This window comes from Njordella calcicola (genome assembly GCF_056494125.1).
Genome location: NZ_CM151396.1, coordinates 1443016 through 1460203 on the forward strand (window position 1 = coordinate 1443016; position 17188 = coordinate 1460203).

At 52.1% G+C, this 17188-nt stretch carries 15 protein-coding genes; 7 read left to right on the forward strand and 8 right to left on the reverse strand.

From position 1 onward, the window contains the following. Positions 1-51: 51 nt before the first annotated feature. The 3 genes from sucD to SH302x_RS05445 all read right to left on the reverse strand — a co-directional run bounded on the left by sucD (position 52) and on the right by SH302x_RS05445 (position 3681). Positions 52-930, reverse strand: a complete 879-nt coding sequence (gene sucD / locus SH302x_RS05435; protein ID WP_479367714.1) for a succinate--CoA ligase subunit alpha — start codon at positions 928-930, stop codon at positions 52-54. A 108-nt stretch (positions 931-1038) separates the two neighbouring features. Beyond that, complete coding sequence (gene sucC, locus SH302x_RS05440) at positions 1039-2223, reverse strand: ADP-forming succinate--CoA ligase subunit beta (protein WP_479367715.1); 1185 nt, start codon at positions 2221-2223, stop codon at positions 1039-1041. A 75-nt stretch (positions 2224-2298) separates the two neighbouring features. Then, positions 2299-3681 (reverse strand): methyltransferase RsmF C-terminal domain-like protein, encoded by a 1383-nt coding sequence (locus SH302x_RS05445; RefSeq protein ID WP_479367716.1) that lies wholly within the window; start codon positions 3679-3681, stop codon positions 2299-2301. Between the two features lie 174 nt (positions 3682-3855). Between SH302x_RS05445 and SH302x_RS05450 the strand changes: the two genes are divergently transcribed. Both SH302x_RS05450 and nagB read left to right on the forward strand, forming a co-directional pair. Beyond that, positions 3856-4905: a M28 family peptidase gene (locus tag SH302x_RS05450; protein WP_479367717.1), complete on the forward strand. Its 1050-nt coding sequence runs from the start codon at positions 3856-3858 to the stop codon at positions 4903-4905. 118 nt (positions 4906-5023) lie between these two features. After that, on the forward strand, positions 5024-6952 hold the full coding sequence (gene nagB, locus SH302x_RS05455; RefSeq protein WP_479367718.1) for a glucosamine-6-phosphate deaminase: 1929 nt from the start codon (positions 5024-5026) through the stop codon (positions 6950-6952). A 59-nt stretch (positions 6953-7011) separates the two neighbouring features. Here nagB and SH302x_RS05460 read toward each other — a convergent pair whose 3' ends face one another. Continuing rightward, positions 7012-8289: a nickel-dependent putative hexonate epimerase gene (locus SH302x_RS05460; protein WP_479367719.1), complete on the reverse strand. Its 1278-nt coding sequence runs from the start codon at positions 8287-8289 to the stop codon at positions 7012-7014. A gap of 102 nt (positions 8290-8391) precedes the next feature. Between SH302x_RS05460 and SH302x_RS05465 the strand changes: the two genes are divergently transcribed. Beyond that, positions 8392-8949 (forward strand): GNAT family N-acetyltransferase, encoded by a 558-nt coding sequence (locus SH302x_RS05465; RefSeq protein ID WP_479367720.1) that lies wholly within the window; start codon positions 8392-8394, stop codon positions 8947-8949. 27 nt (positions 8950-8976) lie between these two features. On the opposite strand, the gene SH302x_RS05470 is transcribed toward SH302x_RS05465, so the two are convergent. Beyond that, entirely contained in the window at positions 8977-9792 is an 816-nt protein-coding gene (locus tag SH302x_RS05470; RefSeq protein WP_479367721.1) for an enoyl-ACP reductase FabI, read from the reverse strand. A 278-nt stretch (positions 9793-10070) separates the two neighbouring features. On the opposite strand from SH302x_RS05470, the gene SH302x_RS05475 reads away from it, so the two are divergent. Continuing rightward, positions 10071-10679 carry a ClpP family protease gene (locus SH302x_RS05475; protein ID WP_479369242.1) on the forward strand — a complete coding sequence of 203 codons (609 nt, stop codon included), beginning with the start codon at positions 10071-10073 and terminating at the stop codon, positions 10677-10679. Between the two features lie 96 nt (positions 10680-10775). Continuing rightward, positions 10776-11378: an ATP-dependent Clp endopeptidase proteolytic subunit ClpP gene (gene clpP, locus SH302x_RS05480; RefSeq protein WP_479367722.1), complete on the forward strand. Its 603-nt coding sequence runs from the start codon at positions 10776-10778 to the stop codon at positions 11376-11378. A 164-nt stretch (positions 11379-11542) separates the two neighbouring features. Here clpP and SH302x_RS05485 read toward each other — a convergent pair whose 3' ends face one another. Both SH302x_RS05485 and serS read right to left on the reverse strand, forming a co-directional pair. After that, positions 11543-12484, reverse strand: coding sequence for a 5'-nucleotidase, lipoprotein e(P4) family (locus SH302x_RS05485; protein ID WP_479367723.1), 942 nt, complete (start codon positions 12482-12484; stop codon positions 11543-11545). A 115-nt stretch (positions 12485-12599) separates the two neighbouring features. Next, positions 12600-13877, reverse strand: coding sequence for a serine--tRNA ligase (serS, locus tag SH302x_RS05490; protein WP_479367724.1), 1278 nt, complete (start codon positions 13875-13877; stop codon positions 12600-12602). On the opposite strand from serS, the gene SH302x_RS05495 reads away from it, so the two are divergent. Together SH302x_RS05495 and SH302x_RS05500 are read left to right on the forward strand one after the other, a co-directional pair. Continuing rightward, positions 13876-14061, forward strand: coding sequence for a hypothetical protein (locus SH302x_RS05495; protein WP_479367725.1), 186 nt, complete (start codon positions 13876-13878; stop codon positions 14059-14061). The two genes, serS and SH302x_RS05495, sit on opposite strands and share 2 nt — an antisense overlap. A gap of 196 nt (positions 14062-14257) precedes the next feature. Beyond that, complete coding sequence (locus SH302x_RS05500) at positions 14258-15055, forward strand: hypothetical protein (protein ID WP_479367726.1); 798 nt, start codon at positions 14258-14260, stop codon at positions 15053-15055. A gap of 155 nt (positions 15056-15210) precedes the next feature. Here the strand turns inward: SH302x_RS05500 and SH302x_RS05505 are convergent, their stop codons facing one another. Continuing rightward, a complete protein-coding gene (locus SH302x_RS05505) occupies positions 15211-17070 on the reverse strand; it encodes a hypothetical protein (RefSeq protein ID WP_479367727.1) in 1860 nt (619 codons plus the stop codon). Between the last annotated feature and the right edge of the window lie 118 nt (positions 17071-17188).

The following is a 17188-nucleotide window of genomic DNA, read 5'->3' on the forward strand; positions in this document are numbered from 1 at the left end:
GAAAAACAAAGGAGGAATCTTGGTCGCTCTGCCCAGGGACCAAATCAATGCTTAGGAATGTTTCGCAATCGCTGTTTGGACAGCTTTGCCCATATCGGCTGGTGATGGAGCGACAACGATGCCAGCGGCTTCGAGTGCTGCTTGCTTTTCGCTGGCAGTTCCTTTGCCGCCGGTGATGATCGCGCCAGCATGTCCCATGCGTTTTCCGGGAGGAGCGGTGCTGCCAGCAATGAACGCGGCGACTGGTTTGGTAACATGCTTGCTGACATATTCCGCAGCTTGCTCTTCTGCATCGCCGCCGATTTCACCGATCATCAAGATCGCCTCGGTTTGATCGTCTTCTTCGTACAGCTTCAACAAGTCGATGAACGATGTGCCCACGATTGGGTCGCCGCCCAGACCGACGCACGTGGATTGCCCCAAGCCGATCTTCGTTGTTTGCCAGACCGCTTCGTAAGTCAAAGTCCCCGAGCGACTCATGATCCCAATCTTGCCAGGTTTGTGGATATAGCCTGGCATAATGCCGATCTTGCATTGTCCGGGCGTGATCACTCCGGGGCAATTCGGACCGATCAAAACGGAATTGCTCGCACGTACGACTTCATAAACGCGGACCATGTCCAAGACAGGAATGCCTTCAGTGATCGCGCAGATTACTTTGATTCCCGCGTCGATCGCTTCGAGAATGGCGTCAGCCGTAAAGGCGGGGGGGACGAAGATCATGGTTGCGTTAGCACCCGTTTCCTTGACCGCTTCAGCGACCGTATCGAAAACCGGAAGATCGGCAACTTTCTCGCCCGCTTTACCGGGGGTGACGCCGCCGACCATCTTGGTGCCGTAGTCTTTGCAACCGCGAGTGTGGAATTCACCCGCCTTGCCCGTGATGCCTTGGCAAATAACTTTAGTCTGATTATCTACAAGAATACTCATGTGAGGTTCGCTGTTTCTTTAGCAAGTATGCAAGCTGTACTGGGGTTTGTCTGGTTTGGAGCCAAGTGATCTTGTGTAAGATGTATGATCTACGTGGCTCTCGAATCTTTAGGCGATAGCCGCTACGACCTTTTGAGCTGCTTCGGTTAAATCGTCGGCGGAGATAATCGGCAGACCACTTTCGGCGAGCATCTTCTTGCCTTCTTCGACTTCAGTACCTTCTAATCGAACGACCAGTGGTACATCAAAGCCAACTTCCTTGGAAGCTTCGATCAATGCCGTCGCGATGGTTGTACAACGCGCGATACCGCCGAAGATGTTGACCAAAATGGCTTTCACGTTTGGATCGCTGAGGATAATTCGGAACGCTTCGGTAACTTGAGCTGTATTCGCACCGCCGCCAACGTCCAGGAAGTTGGCCGGAGCACCGCCGTGGTACTTGATGATGTCCATTGTGGCCATCGCCAGACCGGCGCCATTGACCAAGCAGCCAATGCTGCCTTCCAATTTCACATACGATAGGCCGGTGTTGCCAGCACGGACTTCCGCAGGCTCTTCTTCGGACAAGTCCCGCAACTCTTTGACTTCGGGGTGACGGAACAAAGCGTTGTCATCAAAGGTAACTTTCGCATCCAACGCGATCATCTGATTATCTTCGGTGATCACCAGCGGGTTGATTTCGGCCATCGAGCAGTCATAGCTAACGAAGAACTTGCACAGTTTCTTCATGAACATCTCGGCGTTCTTGGCCGCTGGGCCCGAGATATTGAGTTGTTTGCACAGCTTACGGACCTGAAAACTTTGCAAACCGTAGGCTGGGTCAAAGTGTTCCTTCAGAATCTTTTCGGGGGACTCTTCGGCGACCTTTTCGATCTCCACGCCACCTTCGCTGCTGACCATCAGCAACGGTTTGGCTGCTGCGCGATCCAAGACAACGGCCATGTACAATTCGCGAGCGATCTTGCAGCCTTGTTCGATGAAGACTTGGTTGACCTTGGTTCCCGATTCACCGGTTTGGATGGTCACTAGGTCGTTGCCCAGCATGTTTTTGGCTGCTTGAGCGGTTTCTTCCGCGGATTTGACCAATTGGACTCCGCGTTGATTTGCATTCTGCTTGAAAGTGCCTTTGCCACGGCCACCGGCGTGAACTTGCGCCTTGATAACGGCTAGTGGGCCGCCCAGCGTTTTAAAGGCTTCAGCAGCCGCTTCGGGCGACTTGGCCACAATCCCCTGTAGAACTGGCACGCCTGCCGCGCGAAATAAATCCTTCGCCTGATACTCGTGAATTTTCATCCGTCAGATAATCCGAGGCTAGTTGTAGTTATGATTAAAACAATTGTCGGATTATTGGAGGGCTTTCAAAATTGGTCAAGGATAGTCGGCGATGGAAACCCTCGCGATCGGCGGAATTAAGTTGTTGAATCGATTGCCTGCAAGCTTGAGCCAGCCCAACGGTTTTTGGTGCCAGCAAGCCACGTAGTACTTTGTTTCTGGCCGTGAAGTCTCAACGGCCAATGTGGCGTCCAACGGGATTGCCGCTCCTGAAATGACCATTCTCGCTGCACGATCATCGAGTTCTACAAAATTAAACTCAGTCAAGCTCCGGTGAGCCAGCATCGCCAAATCATGCAGGGGGACGGTGTGACTTTTCGAAAGTTCCGCCAACTTAGGGAATCCGATCGCTGGCAGCTTGCCTCCAGTCGCCTGTTCAATACGGCCAAACGATTTTGACGAGCAGCCATGCAGATGCGTGGGGCTGGGCAATTGCAACAAAGTTTCGTCCAAGCGGCCAAAATCGGTAAGCTTGGTCTCCGCGTTTGCTACAGTCTTGGCGTTTCGAGCCGAAGGAGCAAGCTTGTTTTTGCGACGCGATGAAGTCCCCTGACTATCGCTCAACGCAATTTCATTGGTCTTCAAGATTCGAGCCGCAAAAGCTCCGGCGGTTGGGTCGCGATGAGGCCACAATCGATAACAGCCCTCGAGCATTGGCGATTGCCACGCCGAAAGCTTCTCGTCAGGAAACATTTTCAGCGCGCTAGGATGCTCTTCCAGCAAGCTTTGTATCTGAAGTTCATTTTCAAGATCAGCAAAAGTACACGTCGAATAGACCAGTCGGCCACCAACTTTCAGTAGCCGAAGTGCATCACGCAAGATGCGGCTTTGTCTGGCCGCGGAATGCTCAATGTGCTTGAGGTCAAAAGCGTTTTGACCTCGTTTGTCCTTTGCTGTAAGTGTTTGCCCGCTGCACGGGGCATCAACCACGACAAGGTCAAACGCGTTGGCGAAACTGTCGGCCAACTGAGCCGGATCAAGGCTGGTGACCATGAACCTTGGATTGCCTGTACGAGCCAAATTGTAATGCAGTACGGCTACTCGGGAGGCGATCACTTCATTGGCGAGCAGGAAGCCAGAACCGTCCAGATGCTCCAGGACCGCCGAAGCTTTACCCCCAGGAGCCGCACACAAATCGCACGCCAGGTCTTCCGCTTGCGCGTTGGCCAATGCAATCGCCAGCAATGACCCCGCATCTTGAATGTAGTAGTCTCCAACCGCATATTCCAAAAACTGGGACGGGCGAATCGTCGAATCCGCCAGCAATCTGCCAGCAGAATGCCAATCCACTGGCTGCACGTCAAAGGGCACGTGGTTAACGTCACGCTTCAACCGAATACAACGAGGCGGATAGCGTTCCAAAGCTTGTTCGAAAGCAGCCCACTGAGATTCTGGTAAAATGGTTGATACGGCATTCATGTAGCGGCTGAGGTGTTCCTTGGAAGCGTTACGCTAGGCGCATGCTGCAATGTGCGAGCTGCTGGATAATTCGGCGCTGATAGCAATCACAGTATGGTATCGCTCTCAATTTTGGGATGCCGTATGATACCGTGTTAATCCAATCGTGTTACTGAATCCATTTTTTGAAGGCGAATGAAACTCATGGACGGCCAACTGAACTCGAATGCCACTGCGGATACTGCTCCATCTGCCACGCCGGTTCGTCGCTGGCTGGCGGTGGTTTCATTGTTAGGGATTGCCGCCGTTACTTGTGGTTCGTTGTTCTTTCTGATCAACGGCGATTCTTCGGCGGCGGAATGGAAACCACCAGCGCCGCTCAATGCGAAACGGGCAATCGAATCGATAGAAAAACTATGCAGCTTTGGTCCGCGGATGAGTGGCTCTAAGGGGATGGAGTTGCAACAAGAGTGGTTGCGTGGGCAGTTCACCAAACTGGGCGGCGAAGTTCGCTGGCAAGAGTTTGCGATTCGACATCCGGTGACGGGTGATACCGTGAATCTTAAGAACATGATCATCAGCTTTGGTCCGGCAACGCCAGAACGCTTGTTGGTGGCTGCTCATTATGACACTCGACCTTTTCCTGATTTAGATCCGGTGAATCCTCGCGGAAAGTTTGTCGGGGCTAATGATGGCGCCAGTGGGCCTGCGTTGATGATCGAAATGGCTCACGCCTTCTCTGCTCAACCACCCAAGATTGGTGTGGACATGGTATTGTTTGATGCGGAAGAGTTTGTGTTTCAGGATCGCGACGAATATTTTTTGGGATCGGCACATTTCGCGCGGACCTACCTGATGCGTCAACCCAGCGATCCTAAGTATCGTGCCGGTGTGCTGGTGGATATGATTGCTGACAAGAACTTGGAACTATACTACGAACAAAATTCATTTCGTTTTGCACCGGAGTTGACTCAGCAGATTTGGAAGATCGCCGCCCAACTAAAGATCAAAGAGTTTATACCCAAATTGGGGCATGAGTTGCGTGACGACCATTTGCCGCTGAACGAAATCGCGCGTATTCCAGTCATTGACATTATCGATTTCGATTATCCAAGTCGCGGGCGGCGTGGGACAAATTACTGGCACACCATGCAGGATACGCCAGACAAGTGCAGTGGCGAATCGGTATGTAAAGTAGCCGCCGTGGTGCTGCGATGGATAGAGATCGAGGGGGCCGCGAAATAGCAGTTTGCTCAGGCTGAAGGTTTTCATCATGTGGTCTGGTAAGCGTCGGCAAGAAAGCTAACTTAGTAAGACTCCGCCGATTGCTTCCATCGATCCCCCCACCTACGCAGAATCCTACATGTCTCACGAAATCAACTCGCTTGTTGAACGTATTCCGACGAAGATCTATCGCGACGCTGGGGCTGCCAGTGTCGCTGTGGCCGCTGAAATTGGCCAATTGATTGCCGATCGTACTGCAGAAGGACGTCCCTGTGTGCTTGGTTTAGCCACCGGCAGCACGCCGACCAGCGTGTACGATGAACTGATCCGCTTGCATCGTGAGAACGGACTTTCGTTTAAGAACATTATCACTTTTAATCTGGACGAATACTTTCCAATGCAGCCGGATGAACTGCAAAGCTACGTTCGCTTTATGAACGAACAACTGTTCAACCACATCGATATCCAACGGCACAATATCCATATCCCCGATGGCACGTTAGACCTTCAAGCGGTGCCGCAATGGTGCCACGAGTATGAGCAAAAGATCCGCGATGTGGGCGGAATCGATTTGCAAATCTTAGGTATCGGCCGCACGGGGCATATCGGTTTCAACGAGCCTGGCTCAGGACGCGACTCTCGCACTCGTTTAATTACCCTGGACCGAGTCACTCGACGCGATGCCGCCGCCAGCTTTTTTGGCGAAGAGAATGTCCCTCGTCGAGCGATTACGATGGGAGTGGGAACCATCATGGAAGCCCGACGCGTAGTCTTGATGGCATGGGGAGAGGGCAAAGCATCGATCGTGGCCAAAGCGGTCGAAGGAGATGTTTCTCCCGGTATTCCAGCAACGTTCTTGCAAATGCATCCCAATGTGCAGTTTGTGATTGACGAGGCAGCCGCAGAGCAACTGACCTATGGTCGTGCCCCTTGGCGTCGAGAGAACATCGAGTGGACTGATGCGATGATCCGCAAAGCTGTAATCTGGTTGGCATTGAAACGCCGCAAAGCTCTGATGAAGCTCACGGCCGAAGATTACAACGAAGAAGGTTTGCAGGATCTACTGGCCACGCGTGGGACCGCTTACGATTTAAACTTGCAAGTCTTCCGCATGATGCACTGCACAATCACCGGTTGGCCAGGTGGGAAACCCGAACGTCGCAAGCAGCCTGGCGATCGACCGCAACGCGATGATCACATTTTTCCGAAACGCGTGATGGTGTTTTCGCCACATCCCGATGATGACGTGATCAGCATGGGGGGGACCCTGATTCGCTTGGTCGACCAAGGGCATGAGGTGCATGTCGCTTATCAAACATCGGGCAATATCGCGGTCTTTGACGAGGACGCGATTCGGTTCATGGAGTTTGTGACGCACTTTAATCATCAGTTCGATTTCAACTCGCAGAAGTCTGCCGAATTGCTCGCCCACGTCGATCAATTCTTGAAGCATAAAGAGCCTGGCCAAATCGACAACGAAGAAGTTCGCTTTATCAAGGGGCTGATCCGACGTACCGAGGCGATATCGGCGGCGCGCTGCTGCAATGTACCGCAAGAGAATTTGCATTTCCTGGACATGCCATTTTACGAAACAGGACGCGTAGGCAAGAAGCCATTAAGCGACGCCGACGTGCAGATCTTGGTCGACCTGCTGCGTAAAGTCCAACCGCACGTGATTTTCGCTGCTGGCGATCTTTCCGATCCCCACGGTACACACCGCACCTGCTTATCGGCCATCGGTAGTGCGCTGGAGGCCATTGATGAAGACGACTGGTTCAAGAATTGTCGCATCTGGTTGTATCGGGGCGCTTGGCAAGAGTGGGAACCGCATCAAATCGAAATGGCGGTACCAATTAGTCCTGACGAACTGATGCGAAAACGCATGGCGATCTTTCGGCATCAGTCGCAAAAAGACCGCGCGCTATTTCCTGGTTCGGATCCAAGAGAGTTTTGGCAGCGAGCCGAAGATCGCAATCGTGGGACAGCCAAGATCATTGATCAACTTGGGCTGGCTGAGTATGAAGCTATTGAAGGATTCATGGAATGGAAAGATTTCGCTAGAAAATAAGCCGGCGACCACAAGGTGGTTTTGCTTGGCCGCCGTTTCTAGGAAATCTGTGCACGAAATCAAAAAGCGTGCTGGTGTTGTTTGTGCATCCAAAGCCCCAAGCCCGGGTCGTTGAGGAAGTAGAAATCTTTACCGCTGGCCGATGTGTACCAACCATCCGGGCGATCCGCCTGATAGTACTCCGCCATGATTGGTGCTACCGGCGAATGGTCGTAGCGTGCATTCTCAATCAGTTCGGCACTCAACAGATCCGTCGCATAGGTCACTGAAAAACGATTCTCTGTCGAGCCATGGATTAAGTGAGCAGCAGCGCTGAGGTTAGCTCGCAAGTCGTCATTGTTCTTGACTGCATCAAGCACCTCGGGCGTGGTCATGTAGCCGTACTTGCGAATCAAACGGTCGACTTCCGCGTCCTCACCAAATGTTTTGACGCCAGGAGCGATGATGACCAATCGACCGCCATCGCCGATGGCCATTCGCGTACGATAGATCGCTTTGTTGGCGATCCAAGTTTTCGAGTACTTGTCCGGATTCATGTAAACAACCATAGTCTCTGGTGCTTGCTCCAGCCGATAGCAGTTCACTTGCGCCGAAAGAGCGCCCGCTTGTTCAAAGACATCGTGCGAGTCTCCGATGTACAACCCCCGCATGACTTTGGAGCCATCAGGCTGGGAGTCGATGACTGTCAGGACATAGACGATGGGAAGGTCACGGCAAAATCGGTCTGCGGCCTCATTCAAGATGCGTCGCAGCGGCGTGTCGCAACGTCCCATAACGCGTTCCATGCCATACAGTGCGCTCAAGTAGTGGCTTTCGTTAATGCCTTCCGGGCCGCCAACGCCGACGAAAATATTCTTGGTGTAGTTTGCCATCCCAATAACTTCATGAGGGACAACTTGACCAATGGAAAGGATCAAGTCATGGCCGCCTTCCAGCAGCAGCTTATTGGCTTGAGCCTTCCAGGGTTTGGTATAGATCCCTTCGGTTGCCGATGACACGAATTCGCTGTCGATTTCACCTAACGTTTCGACATCGGAGCGCCAATGGTGAGGGCGAAACAGCGATTTAGGAGTGCGAGGGAACATCTTGTCCAGTTGCTTTTCCGACATGGGCTCGTGCGTGCCCAAGGCTGGCATGATATCAACCAGTTTGTCGCCCAAGTGTTGGTGGCACAAATCGGTTATTTCGCCAGCGCGGGAATCAGATCGAGTTTGGTCTGGTGGCAGGGCTAGTACCCGTTTTGGATTCAGTTTATCCAAGAATGCTGCCAGCGTTTGTTGCAGCATGTCAGATGTGATGATCACATCTGTTCCACCGTGGGCGAAATAAATTGTCATAGATATAAAGTTTACCTAGTAAGACTGTTGGCTGGCCAAGCGTGTCAGCTCATAATAAGAACCTCGTTCGCTTTGTTCATCGCATCCATGCATTGTCCGGAAATGTTGACTTACTTCAAGCGATATAAAATGCGGTACGAGTTGGGGCATCTTTCTGACTTTGACCTTGATTTGCCCGAAGACATTATGATGCTTCCGTGGCGGGATGATCTGCTGCGAAATCACGCCAGAGTCAAACACGAATCCTTTCGACAGGAATTGGACGCAATTGTCTTCCCCTGTTTGGCCCAAGCCGACGGGTGCCTGAAGTTGATGAACGACATTCGGCGGCGGAATAATTTTGTACCCGAAGCAACGTTTTTGGCGGTGCAAGTGTCCAAAACGACTGGCGCGCATGTCCCAGTTGGGACTATCCAAGGGCTGCGATACAATCAGACTGACGGTTCCATCCAGAACGTTGGCGTGGTGCCAGACATGCGAGGTCGAGGGATCGGACGCATGCTCTTGACCTTCGCTCTACACGGTTTTTTGTCGGCAGGTTGCAAACACGTTTTTCTGGAGGTGACAACGCACAACTCCAGTGCGATTCGATTGTATCAACGGACAGGCTTTGATACCGTGCAAACGGTTTTCAAAGCGTCTGAAGTACCAGGTTTTTGAAGCAAGTACCCTGGGTTGTGCCAACTACTACGACTTCATCTTGTCCAACAAACGGCCCGGACTGCCCATGATGTTGTAGCCGGCATCGACATGCAGGATTTCGCCAGTGATCCCGTTGCTGAAATCGCTGAGCAAATAGGCGCCTGACTTACCAACCTCTTCGTGGGTGACGTTACGCCCCAAAGGCGCCACGTGCCCGTAGAATTCTTGCATCTCGCCTACACCAGCGGCATAGCCAGCCAGTGTCTTAAGAGGGCCCGCACTTACCGCATTGACGCGTACGCTGGCGGGGCCCATGTCATACGCCAAATAACGGATGGTGGCGTCTAAGGCCGCTTTGCAAATCCCCATCACGTTGTAGCCCGGTACACATTTTTCACCGCCGAAGTACGTCATCGCCACGACCGACGCGTTTTCGTTGAAATAAGGTCGGGCGGCATTGGTGACTGCAATCAACGAATAGACGCTGACGTCCATGGCCAGCTTGAAGCCGGCCCGGCTGGTCTCGACGGTTTCACGCGACAAATCATCGCGGTCCGCAAACGCGATCGAGTGCAGCAAGAAATCAAACTTGCCTAATTTTTCTGCGGCTAACGCCATGACTTGCGTGATGTTTTGATCGTCTTGGACATCCAGCGGCTCAAGAAAAGCGGCCTTGTCGGCGTACTTGTCAATGCACTTGCTGACACGCATGCGATTCTTCTTTTTCTCGTCATCGGGTCGATCAGGCAGATGGGTAAATCCGCAGGTTCCACCATGCTCCATGATTTGTTTGGCGATAGCCCAAGCAATCGAGTTCTCATTGGCGACACCGAGAATTAGCCCTTTTTTACCCTCAAACATCTTCTGAATATCCCTCAAGCCCAAATACCGGAAAACGCAGTGGCTGGCCGACTGCGATGCTAAACACTCTGTGCATAAGATAACGCTCAAACTCCAAATTGCCTATGCGGTACATTTTTAGCTGGCGCTCTGCGTCGCAACAGCTCCATTTTTCGACGTGGACTTGTCAGAATTTGAAAGTACGTAACATTACAAACGTTCCACATCTGCATCAGCGAACTCGTACCGTGCAGAACCACCATAGGTCGATAAAGGAAGTCGTCGTGAATTCATCACTCATGCCACCGATTCTTGATTCTCACGCTTATCAAAGTTACCAGCGTCAACGCCAAATGACCCTGGGTGACTTATTGCTTGAAAACCGCATCGTTTTCTTGCAAGGCGAGATTTACACCGGGAATGCAAATGAAGTCGTCATGAAACTGCTGTACTTGCAGAGCGAAAATCGCCGCAAGGATATCCATTTCTACTTGAATTCGCCGGGGGGCGAAGTCGTTTCGACTCTGGCGATCTACGACACGATGCAGATGCTGTCCTGCCCCGTCGCTACGTACTGCGTCGGTCAAGCGGCCAGCGGTGCGGCAGTGCTCCTGGCCGGCGGTGCGAAAGGCAAACGCTACTGTCTGCCTAATTCGACCGTGATGGTTCACCAACCCCACGGTGGCGTTCGTGGACAGATTTCGGATATCGAAATTCAAGCTAACGAGATCCTACGACTGCGTCAGCGTTTGAACGAGATTCTATCTTTCCACACAGGGAAATCAGTAGAATCAATCGCCAAGGATACAGACCGTGACTTTTTCTTGACCGCCCAAGCTGCTAAAGAGTATGGCTTGGTCGACGACATTTTGGCCAAGAACGAAGTTGAAGTTGAGTCCGCTTCGTAACTTCACGCTGCGTCTTTCACTAAGGGCGCATCCCAGTCTGCACCTTTCCTCATACAGAGCAATTAGTTTTTAGAACAACGACGGAGTCGATTTGCCATGCCGATGATCCCATATGTTATTGAGCGAGACGGAAGAGAAGAACGAGCATACGATATCTATTCGCGACTACTGAAGGATCGCATCATCTTCTTGGGTTCACAAGTGGACGATGAGATTGCCAATGCATTGGTCGCGCAGATGTTGTTTTTGCAATCGGATGATCCGAAAGCTGACATCCACATGTACATCAACAGCCCCGGCGGGTCGGTAAGTGCTGGGATGGCGATTTACGATACGATGCAGTTCATCTCTTGCGATGTGGCGACCTACTGCATCGGCCAAGCTGCTTCCATGGGGGCCGTATTGCTAACCGCCGGTGCGGCTGGCAAGCGGTTTTCACTGCCAAACTCCCGAATCATGATCCACCAACCACTTGCTGGTATGCAAGGGACCGCCGAAGAAATCGATATTCATGTGAAAGAGTTCCGCCGACTCAAGCAACGGCTCAACGAAATCTTGATCAAACATAGCGGCCAATCCTTGGAGAATATCGAAAAAGATACCGACCGAGATCGATTCATGTCGCCTGAGGATGCCGTGCAGTATGGCTTGATCGACAAAGTTGTCGAAGCTATGCCTCGCACCGGAAAACCTGCGTAAGGCGGCGTTGCAAACATCGTTTCATTAAGATCGTCCCGGAGCAACTAGCCGGAACATCGCTCGCTCAATGGCGATGAACTCTGTGTGCGAAATGAAGGTTGCTTGCGGGGCATTACGCGGTATCCGCCAGAGCAACGCGACCTTGTTACCGGCCTACGCGGCGATCATTTACTTTCGATCGGTAGTGGAAATGCAGGCATCAAATGCTGCAGGTCTTCTTTGCCGCGGCCAAGCGGTTTCGTCCATTCACCGTACGCCGGATTCGGCAGAATGATCCAGCGTTTGCCCCAGTACTCCGCGTGCTGCTCGACAAGCTCCTTGCGCCCCGCGACACCTTCTCTGGCAGAGTACTTAAACATCTCGTCAAAATCGCGAAGGTTGTCGCCAACCAGCATGACAACGTCAAACTTCGCAGCCACAACCGCTCGGCGACTGGTCTTGTTGGAACCCGTTTTCGAGTCGGCGCTCAGCAAGTATTTGTCGTCAACCTCCAAGCCAAACTTCTCCAGAATGGCCATCGTCTGGAAGGTCGCTCGAGCGTCACGATTGGTGATATAGATTGGTTGAATGTTCAACGATTTCAGTTTAGCGATGAACTCGACCGCACCAGGGATTGGCACAACCTGCTCCATTCCAGTGTCTTCCCAAACCTTCCACAGATCAGGTACAAATTTCGAGTTGGCTTGAATTTGCCATGACTGAAAAGCGCCGTTATTCAAAACGGTTTCATCCAAATCCAAGACGACCGCTGCGGGACGCGGGTCATCGCGTCTAGCCATCAGGTTTTCCACGCGTTCGGTCGCCATGTTGTAAGTCTGTAAGCAGATGGCGTGGTATTCAGCGGACGACTGCATGAAAAGTGCGGCATCCAGATTTCGATACGGTGGGTCCTCGGGATCGATCTCAATCGCGACCGTGGCGGTTGCTTCTTCAACGGCGGGGGCTTCCACTTCGAGCCCAGTTGGGTCGCTTTCCAGCGAACTATCGCTGGATGATGGAGCTAGTTCGTTGAGGATAACCACTTCTTGGGCATTGCATCGGTCGTGGCCGGAAAAGCAGAACGCGATTACGAAGCATGCAATCAGTATTTGATAGGGGTTACGCATAGGATAATTGTCAGTGGCAATCTAAAGTGAGTTTACCGACAATTCTGTCTGCGGCCCCGCCCAGTTGCAAGCGAATAACGACGCAAAACTGGATTTCTCGCGTTAGGGAGGCGCTCTAACCGATTTTGGACTTGCCCATCCACGGTTGCAAGACTTTAGGAACTAGGATGCTGCCGTCAGACTGTTGGTAGTTCTCCAGGACCGCGATGATCGCTCGCGACAAGGCAATCGCTGTACCGTTAAGCGTGTGGACAAAGTGCGTTCCTTTTTCATTCTTGTTGCGATAACGGATGTTAAGCCGCCGAGCCTGATAATCCGTGCAATTCGACGTGCTGGTGACTTCGCCCCACTGGCCTGACTCACCGCGACCCGGCATCCACGCTTCCAAGTCATATTTTCGGTAAGCTGGGCCTCCCAAGTCGCCGGTTGCCGTGTCGACAACGCGATAGGGAATTTCCAGTTGGTCAAAAATTTCACATTCGTGTTGACGCAATTCCTCGTGCACGGCGTCGCTTTGTTCGGGCAACGTGAATGCGAACATTTCCACCTTGGTGAACTGGTGCACGCGGTAAAGTCCTTTGGAAGCTTTACCCGCCGCGCCTGCTTCCGTGCGGAAGCAATGCGAGATTCCGGCCAGCTTCAGCGGCAATTGTTCCGCGTCAAAGGTTTGCCCGGCATACATTCCGCCCAACGTGATCTCGGCGGTCGCGACGAGATTCAATTCCGTATTCTCGATACTGTAGATTTGAGTCTCAGGGCCGCGTGGATTAAATCCGATTCCATGCAAAATAGCCGTCGTGGCCACGTCCGGCGTAGTTACCGGAATGAAGCCCTTGCCAACCAAGAAGCTGATTGCAAACTGCTGCAGAGCCAACTCCAACAATACGGCATCGCGTTTAAGAAAATAAAAGCCCGCTCCACTGACACGCGCGCCGGCTTCAAAGTCGATCATGTCATGTTGCGTGCCCAGTTCGAGATGGTCTTTCGCTTGGAAATCAAAGACCGAGACAGGCGTCTGGCCGCGAGCGACTTCCAAATTCGCATCATCGTCGGCTCCAATGGGAGCATCGGGATGCGTAAGGTTCGGAATCTGCATCTGGATCGCCAAGATTTCCTGCTCTAACTGGTCGTGTTCGGTTTGAGCAGCATCCTTTTGCACGCGCAGCAACCGGCCGGCCTCTTTCAATTGTTCGCGTTCATCGGGCGAGGCTGCTTTGCCAATCAGCTTGCTGGACTCGTTGGCGCGACGATTCAGGTCTTCCGTCTCCTGCAACTTCCCACGACGAGCGTGCTCGAGCTCCACCAATTTCGCGACATCGGCGTGCACGCCGCGCTTTTGGCAGTTTTTAGCGATGAGGTCTGGTTGTTCAACGATAAGTTTGCGATCAAGCATGGCAAAGCTAGCTTTGGATAAAGTCCGTGGTGGTGACAGGCGGGGCTCAAGTGGAATCGATTCTTCCCTGCGTATGGTGGCATTTGACCACGCTGCTGACAAGGGCGCTGCGCCTGAAACTGCGGCTGTCAAGAAATTGGTCTCTTCTGCGACGAGTGTTCAAGAATTAGGCCATTTCGGCTAGACCCCAACCCAGCTTTTTTTCTACAAAGCACCTTGCTTTTTTCGATAATACCCGGATTTTTACGGAGCTTGGGGTCATGCACCATTTTCGCTATCAACAGATCAGAAGACTGCTTGTCGCCTCTTGCCTGTCCGCCTCGGTCGCCACAAGTTGTCTGAGGGCAGAGGAGGCCACGGATCCATCCAAAAGCACGCCGGTGAAAATCGTTAGCCGCGTCACGGAAGTAGAATCAGATGCCCGCGTGTTGCTGCAATACAAACTACAGCCCGGCGAAACGGTTCAAACTCGCGTAACGCACATGGCCAAAACGCTGACGAAAGTCGACGACCAGGAACAACCCAGCACCAGCCGGACGGTGAGCACTAAGACTTGGCGCGTCAAAGAAGTGAGCGAAGATGGCCACATGACGTTCGACCACAGTGTTCAGAATGTCGATGCCTCGCAGCAGATTGGTATTCAAGACGAAGTTCGCTACAACAGCAATCAGAGCGAAGAAGTGCCGATGCAGTTTAAAGACGTCAGTGCGAAAGTTGATCAAGTGATATCGACCATTACGATTCGCCCCAACGGATCGGTGGTTACTCGCAGCACCAACGATCCTTATGCTCGTTTAAATCTTGGTGAAATTGCAATTCAGTTTCCTGAAGAGCCTGTCGCAGTGGGCGAGAAGTGGGAAACCACTCGTGAGATCCAAGTGCGACGTGAAGACAAATCTCCGATGCGAGTCAATTTGCGCGAGGTCTTTACATTACAGAAGGTCAGTGCCGGCGTAGCGGTAATTGAAGTCCGCAACGAGCCGTTGACACCTATCCGCAGCCCTGAAATTGAATCGCAAGTGATGCAGCAATTGAACAATGGCACAATACGATTTGATATCGACGAAGGGCGTCTGCTGTCCAAAAGCATCAACTGGGACGCAACCGTCATTGGCTTCTCCGGCCCAGGCAGTCTGCTTGAGTATTCCGCTCGTTTGGACGAAGAACTGATCCAATAAAAAAGGTGTCAGGAACCATTGTTTAAGTCATTGTTTAGAGAGATCGGATTGTCCAACGAATCTGAGAAGATCTCGAATAAGACCTCGGCACCCTATGGCTCGATACGATTCGAATTCTCTTTCGATTCGTTGGAAGGCATCATCAATCGATGCTGCTAAAAATTGAAGTCCGCTGGAGCGAGTGCTTCGGCGTTGACTTTTACAATGCGGAATTCGACGCGCATGTTCTGCTCCGCTTCGGTCATGTTTTTCGGCTTGGCAATCAGCGGTTCGGAGATGCCAGCACCGACTGGAGCGATTTGCGACAAGTCCAAAGTGACTTTTGATTGCTTGGCGAAATCCTCAAGCGCCTTCATCACTTGATCAGCACGCGCTTTGGAAAGCGACAAAGCGGCTTGCATTGTGATGTTCGGGTCCGGGTCACCACCGGAGAACGCGCCTTGTTTGATCAGGTCGACAACTTTTTTGGTGTCGTCCAAGCTTAACTCTTTGCCTTGGAAGTAGTAGCGATAATTTCCTGCAACACCGTTCTGCTGGATGATCTTTTTCGTGAGGCCCGCTTTAACCAAATCGATAAGCGTCTTGGTTGGATCCGCATGACCACGAATCACCACGCGAGCGTTTCCGAAAGTACTGGCGGCTTTAAGGGCTCGCATGAAATCCGCACCGTACTGATTGATCGGGAAATCCGTTTGATTTGGGCGAAATGAGATCGCAAAACTGACGATCGTGTTTTCGTCCAAATTGTCGCCAAAGAATTCTTCGGTAGTCTCTGCGGCTTTATCAAATGCGTTGCTCTTTTCGGGTTCGACATATTTGATTCCACCAAGTTTGGCGATCTCTTCGTAGACTTGATTGGAGAACGCTGGCGGCTCGAACTTTTGCGTGTTGACGGCATAGCCCCACTTGATGGCCATGTCCAACGCTTCATCGGTCTTGCGTTCGAAGTTCGATAAGTTGCTGGCGTCGTTGAAAAATGCGATTTGACCGGGTAACCCTGTGAAAGAGCAATCTAGCAACAGTCCGTGAGCATCGATCTCCAATGTCGGCAGGAATTCAACGCCAAAGATTTTTTGGCTCAGCGACAGTATCTGCTTGTACTCCGGGCTCAGCTTCTGAGTCTCTTCGAACGAACGCCGCATGGCGACCAATTTCTCGGTACCCGACAAATAACCTGCGACGTACTTCTTGCACCAATCGGTGTTGGCTTTGTACCAGTCAGATCGCACGGCGATTACGTCAGCGATTGATCGGCTCATTTGCGCGGTACTGTTGATTACGCGAGCACCTTGCACCGTGCCTTCTGCGCCGCTGCCGGCTTCATTGCTTCCGCCAGTCAATCCGATCATATCGGGGGTGATGACACAGCACGCATCAATAGAAGGGTCTTTTCGGAAGGCTTCCGCTGGTCCGTTAGCACCGGTAATATCTTTAGTCCATACAATCGTGACGTCGTCTTTGGCCAACTGAGCGGCTGACATGGAGTCGTACAACAGTCCTACGTGGGGACCACCTTGCTGGACAGCAATCTTTTTGCCTTTGAGTTCATTAAGGTTCTTTACGCCAGGCCTAGCGACAATGTGGTCTCCGGCGCTCCACGACAATTGCAAGATCACCACGGGTTTGGTGGCCGGATCTTTTCCGATGACTTCGCTGGCCATGCCCAGCATATGCATCGTTCCACGCAGGAAAGGTGACTTGCCGGTGACGTAGCGGCGAACTTGTTCGACAAAATCGTCGCCACCGACCAGTTGCAGATCCATTTGTTGTTGGGCATAAAACGAGCCCGGTTTGGTCTTTAGGTCGCCATTGGCCAAGAAAGTTGCCACATCACCGCCCCAGGTAATATAGGGCACTTCGATCGTCTTTCCGTTTGCGACCGGAGCCGTCTTGATATTGCCTACGAGATCGGCGAATTTTTCTTGCCCAAAGGTGCGGTTACAAGAAATGGTGGCTGTGATTATTGCACAAGCAACCAACGGAATGAAACGAAGCTTGAATGCAGGGCTGGTCATAGCTGGTCCAACGAATGAAAAGTGCCTGAAGTTATCGTGTTCACCACCGACGATGATAGCAGATTCGTCACTGGACTGCAGTGTCTTGGAAAAGAAAACCGCGCAAACCCTTTACCTC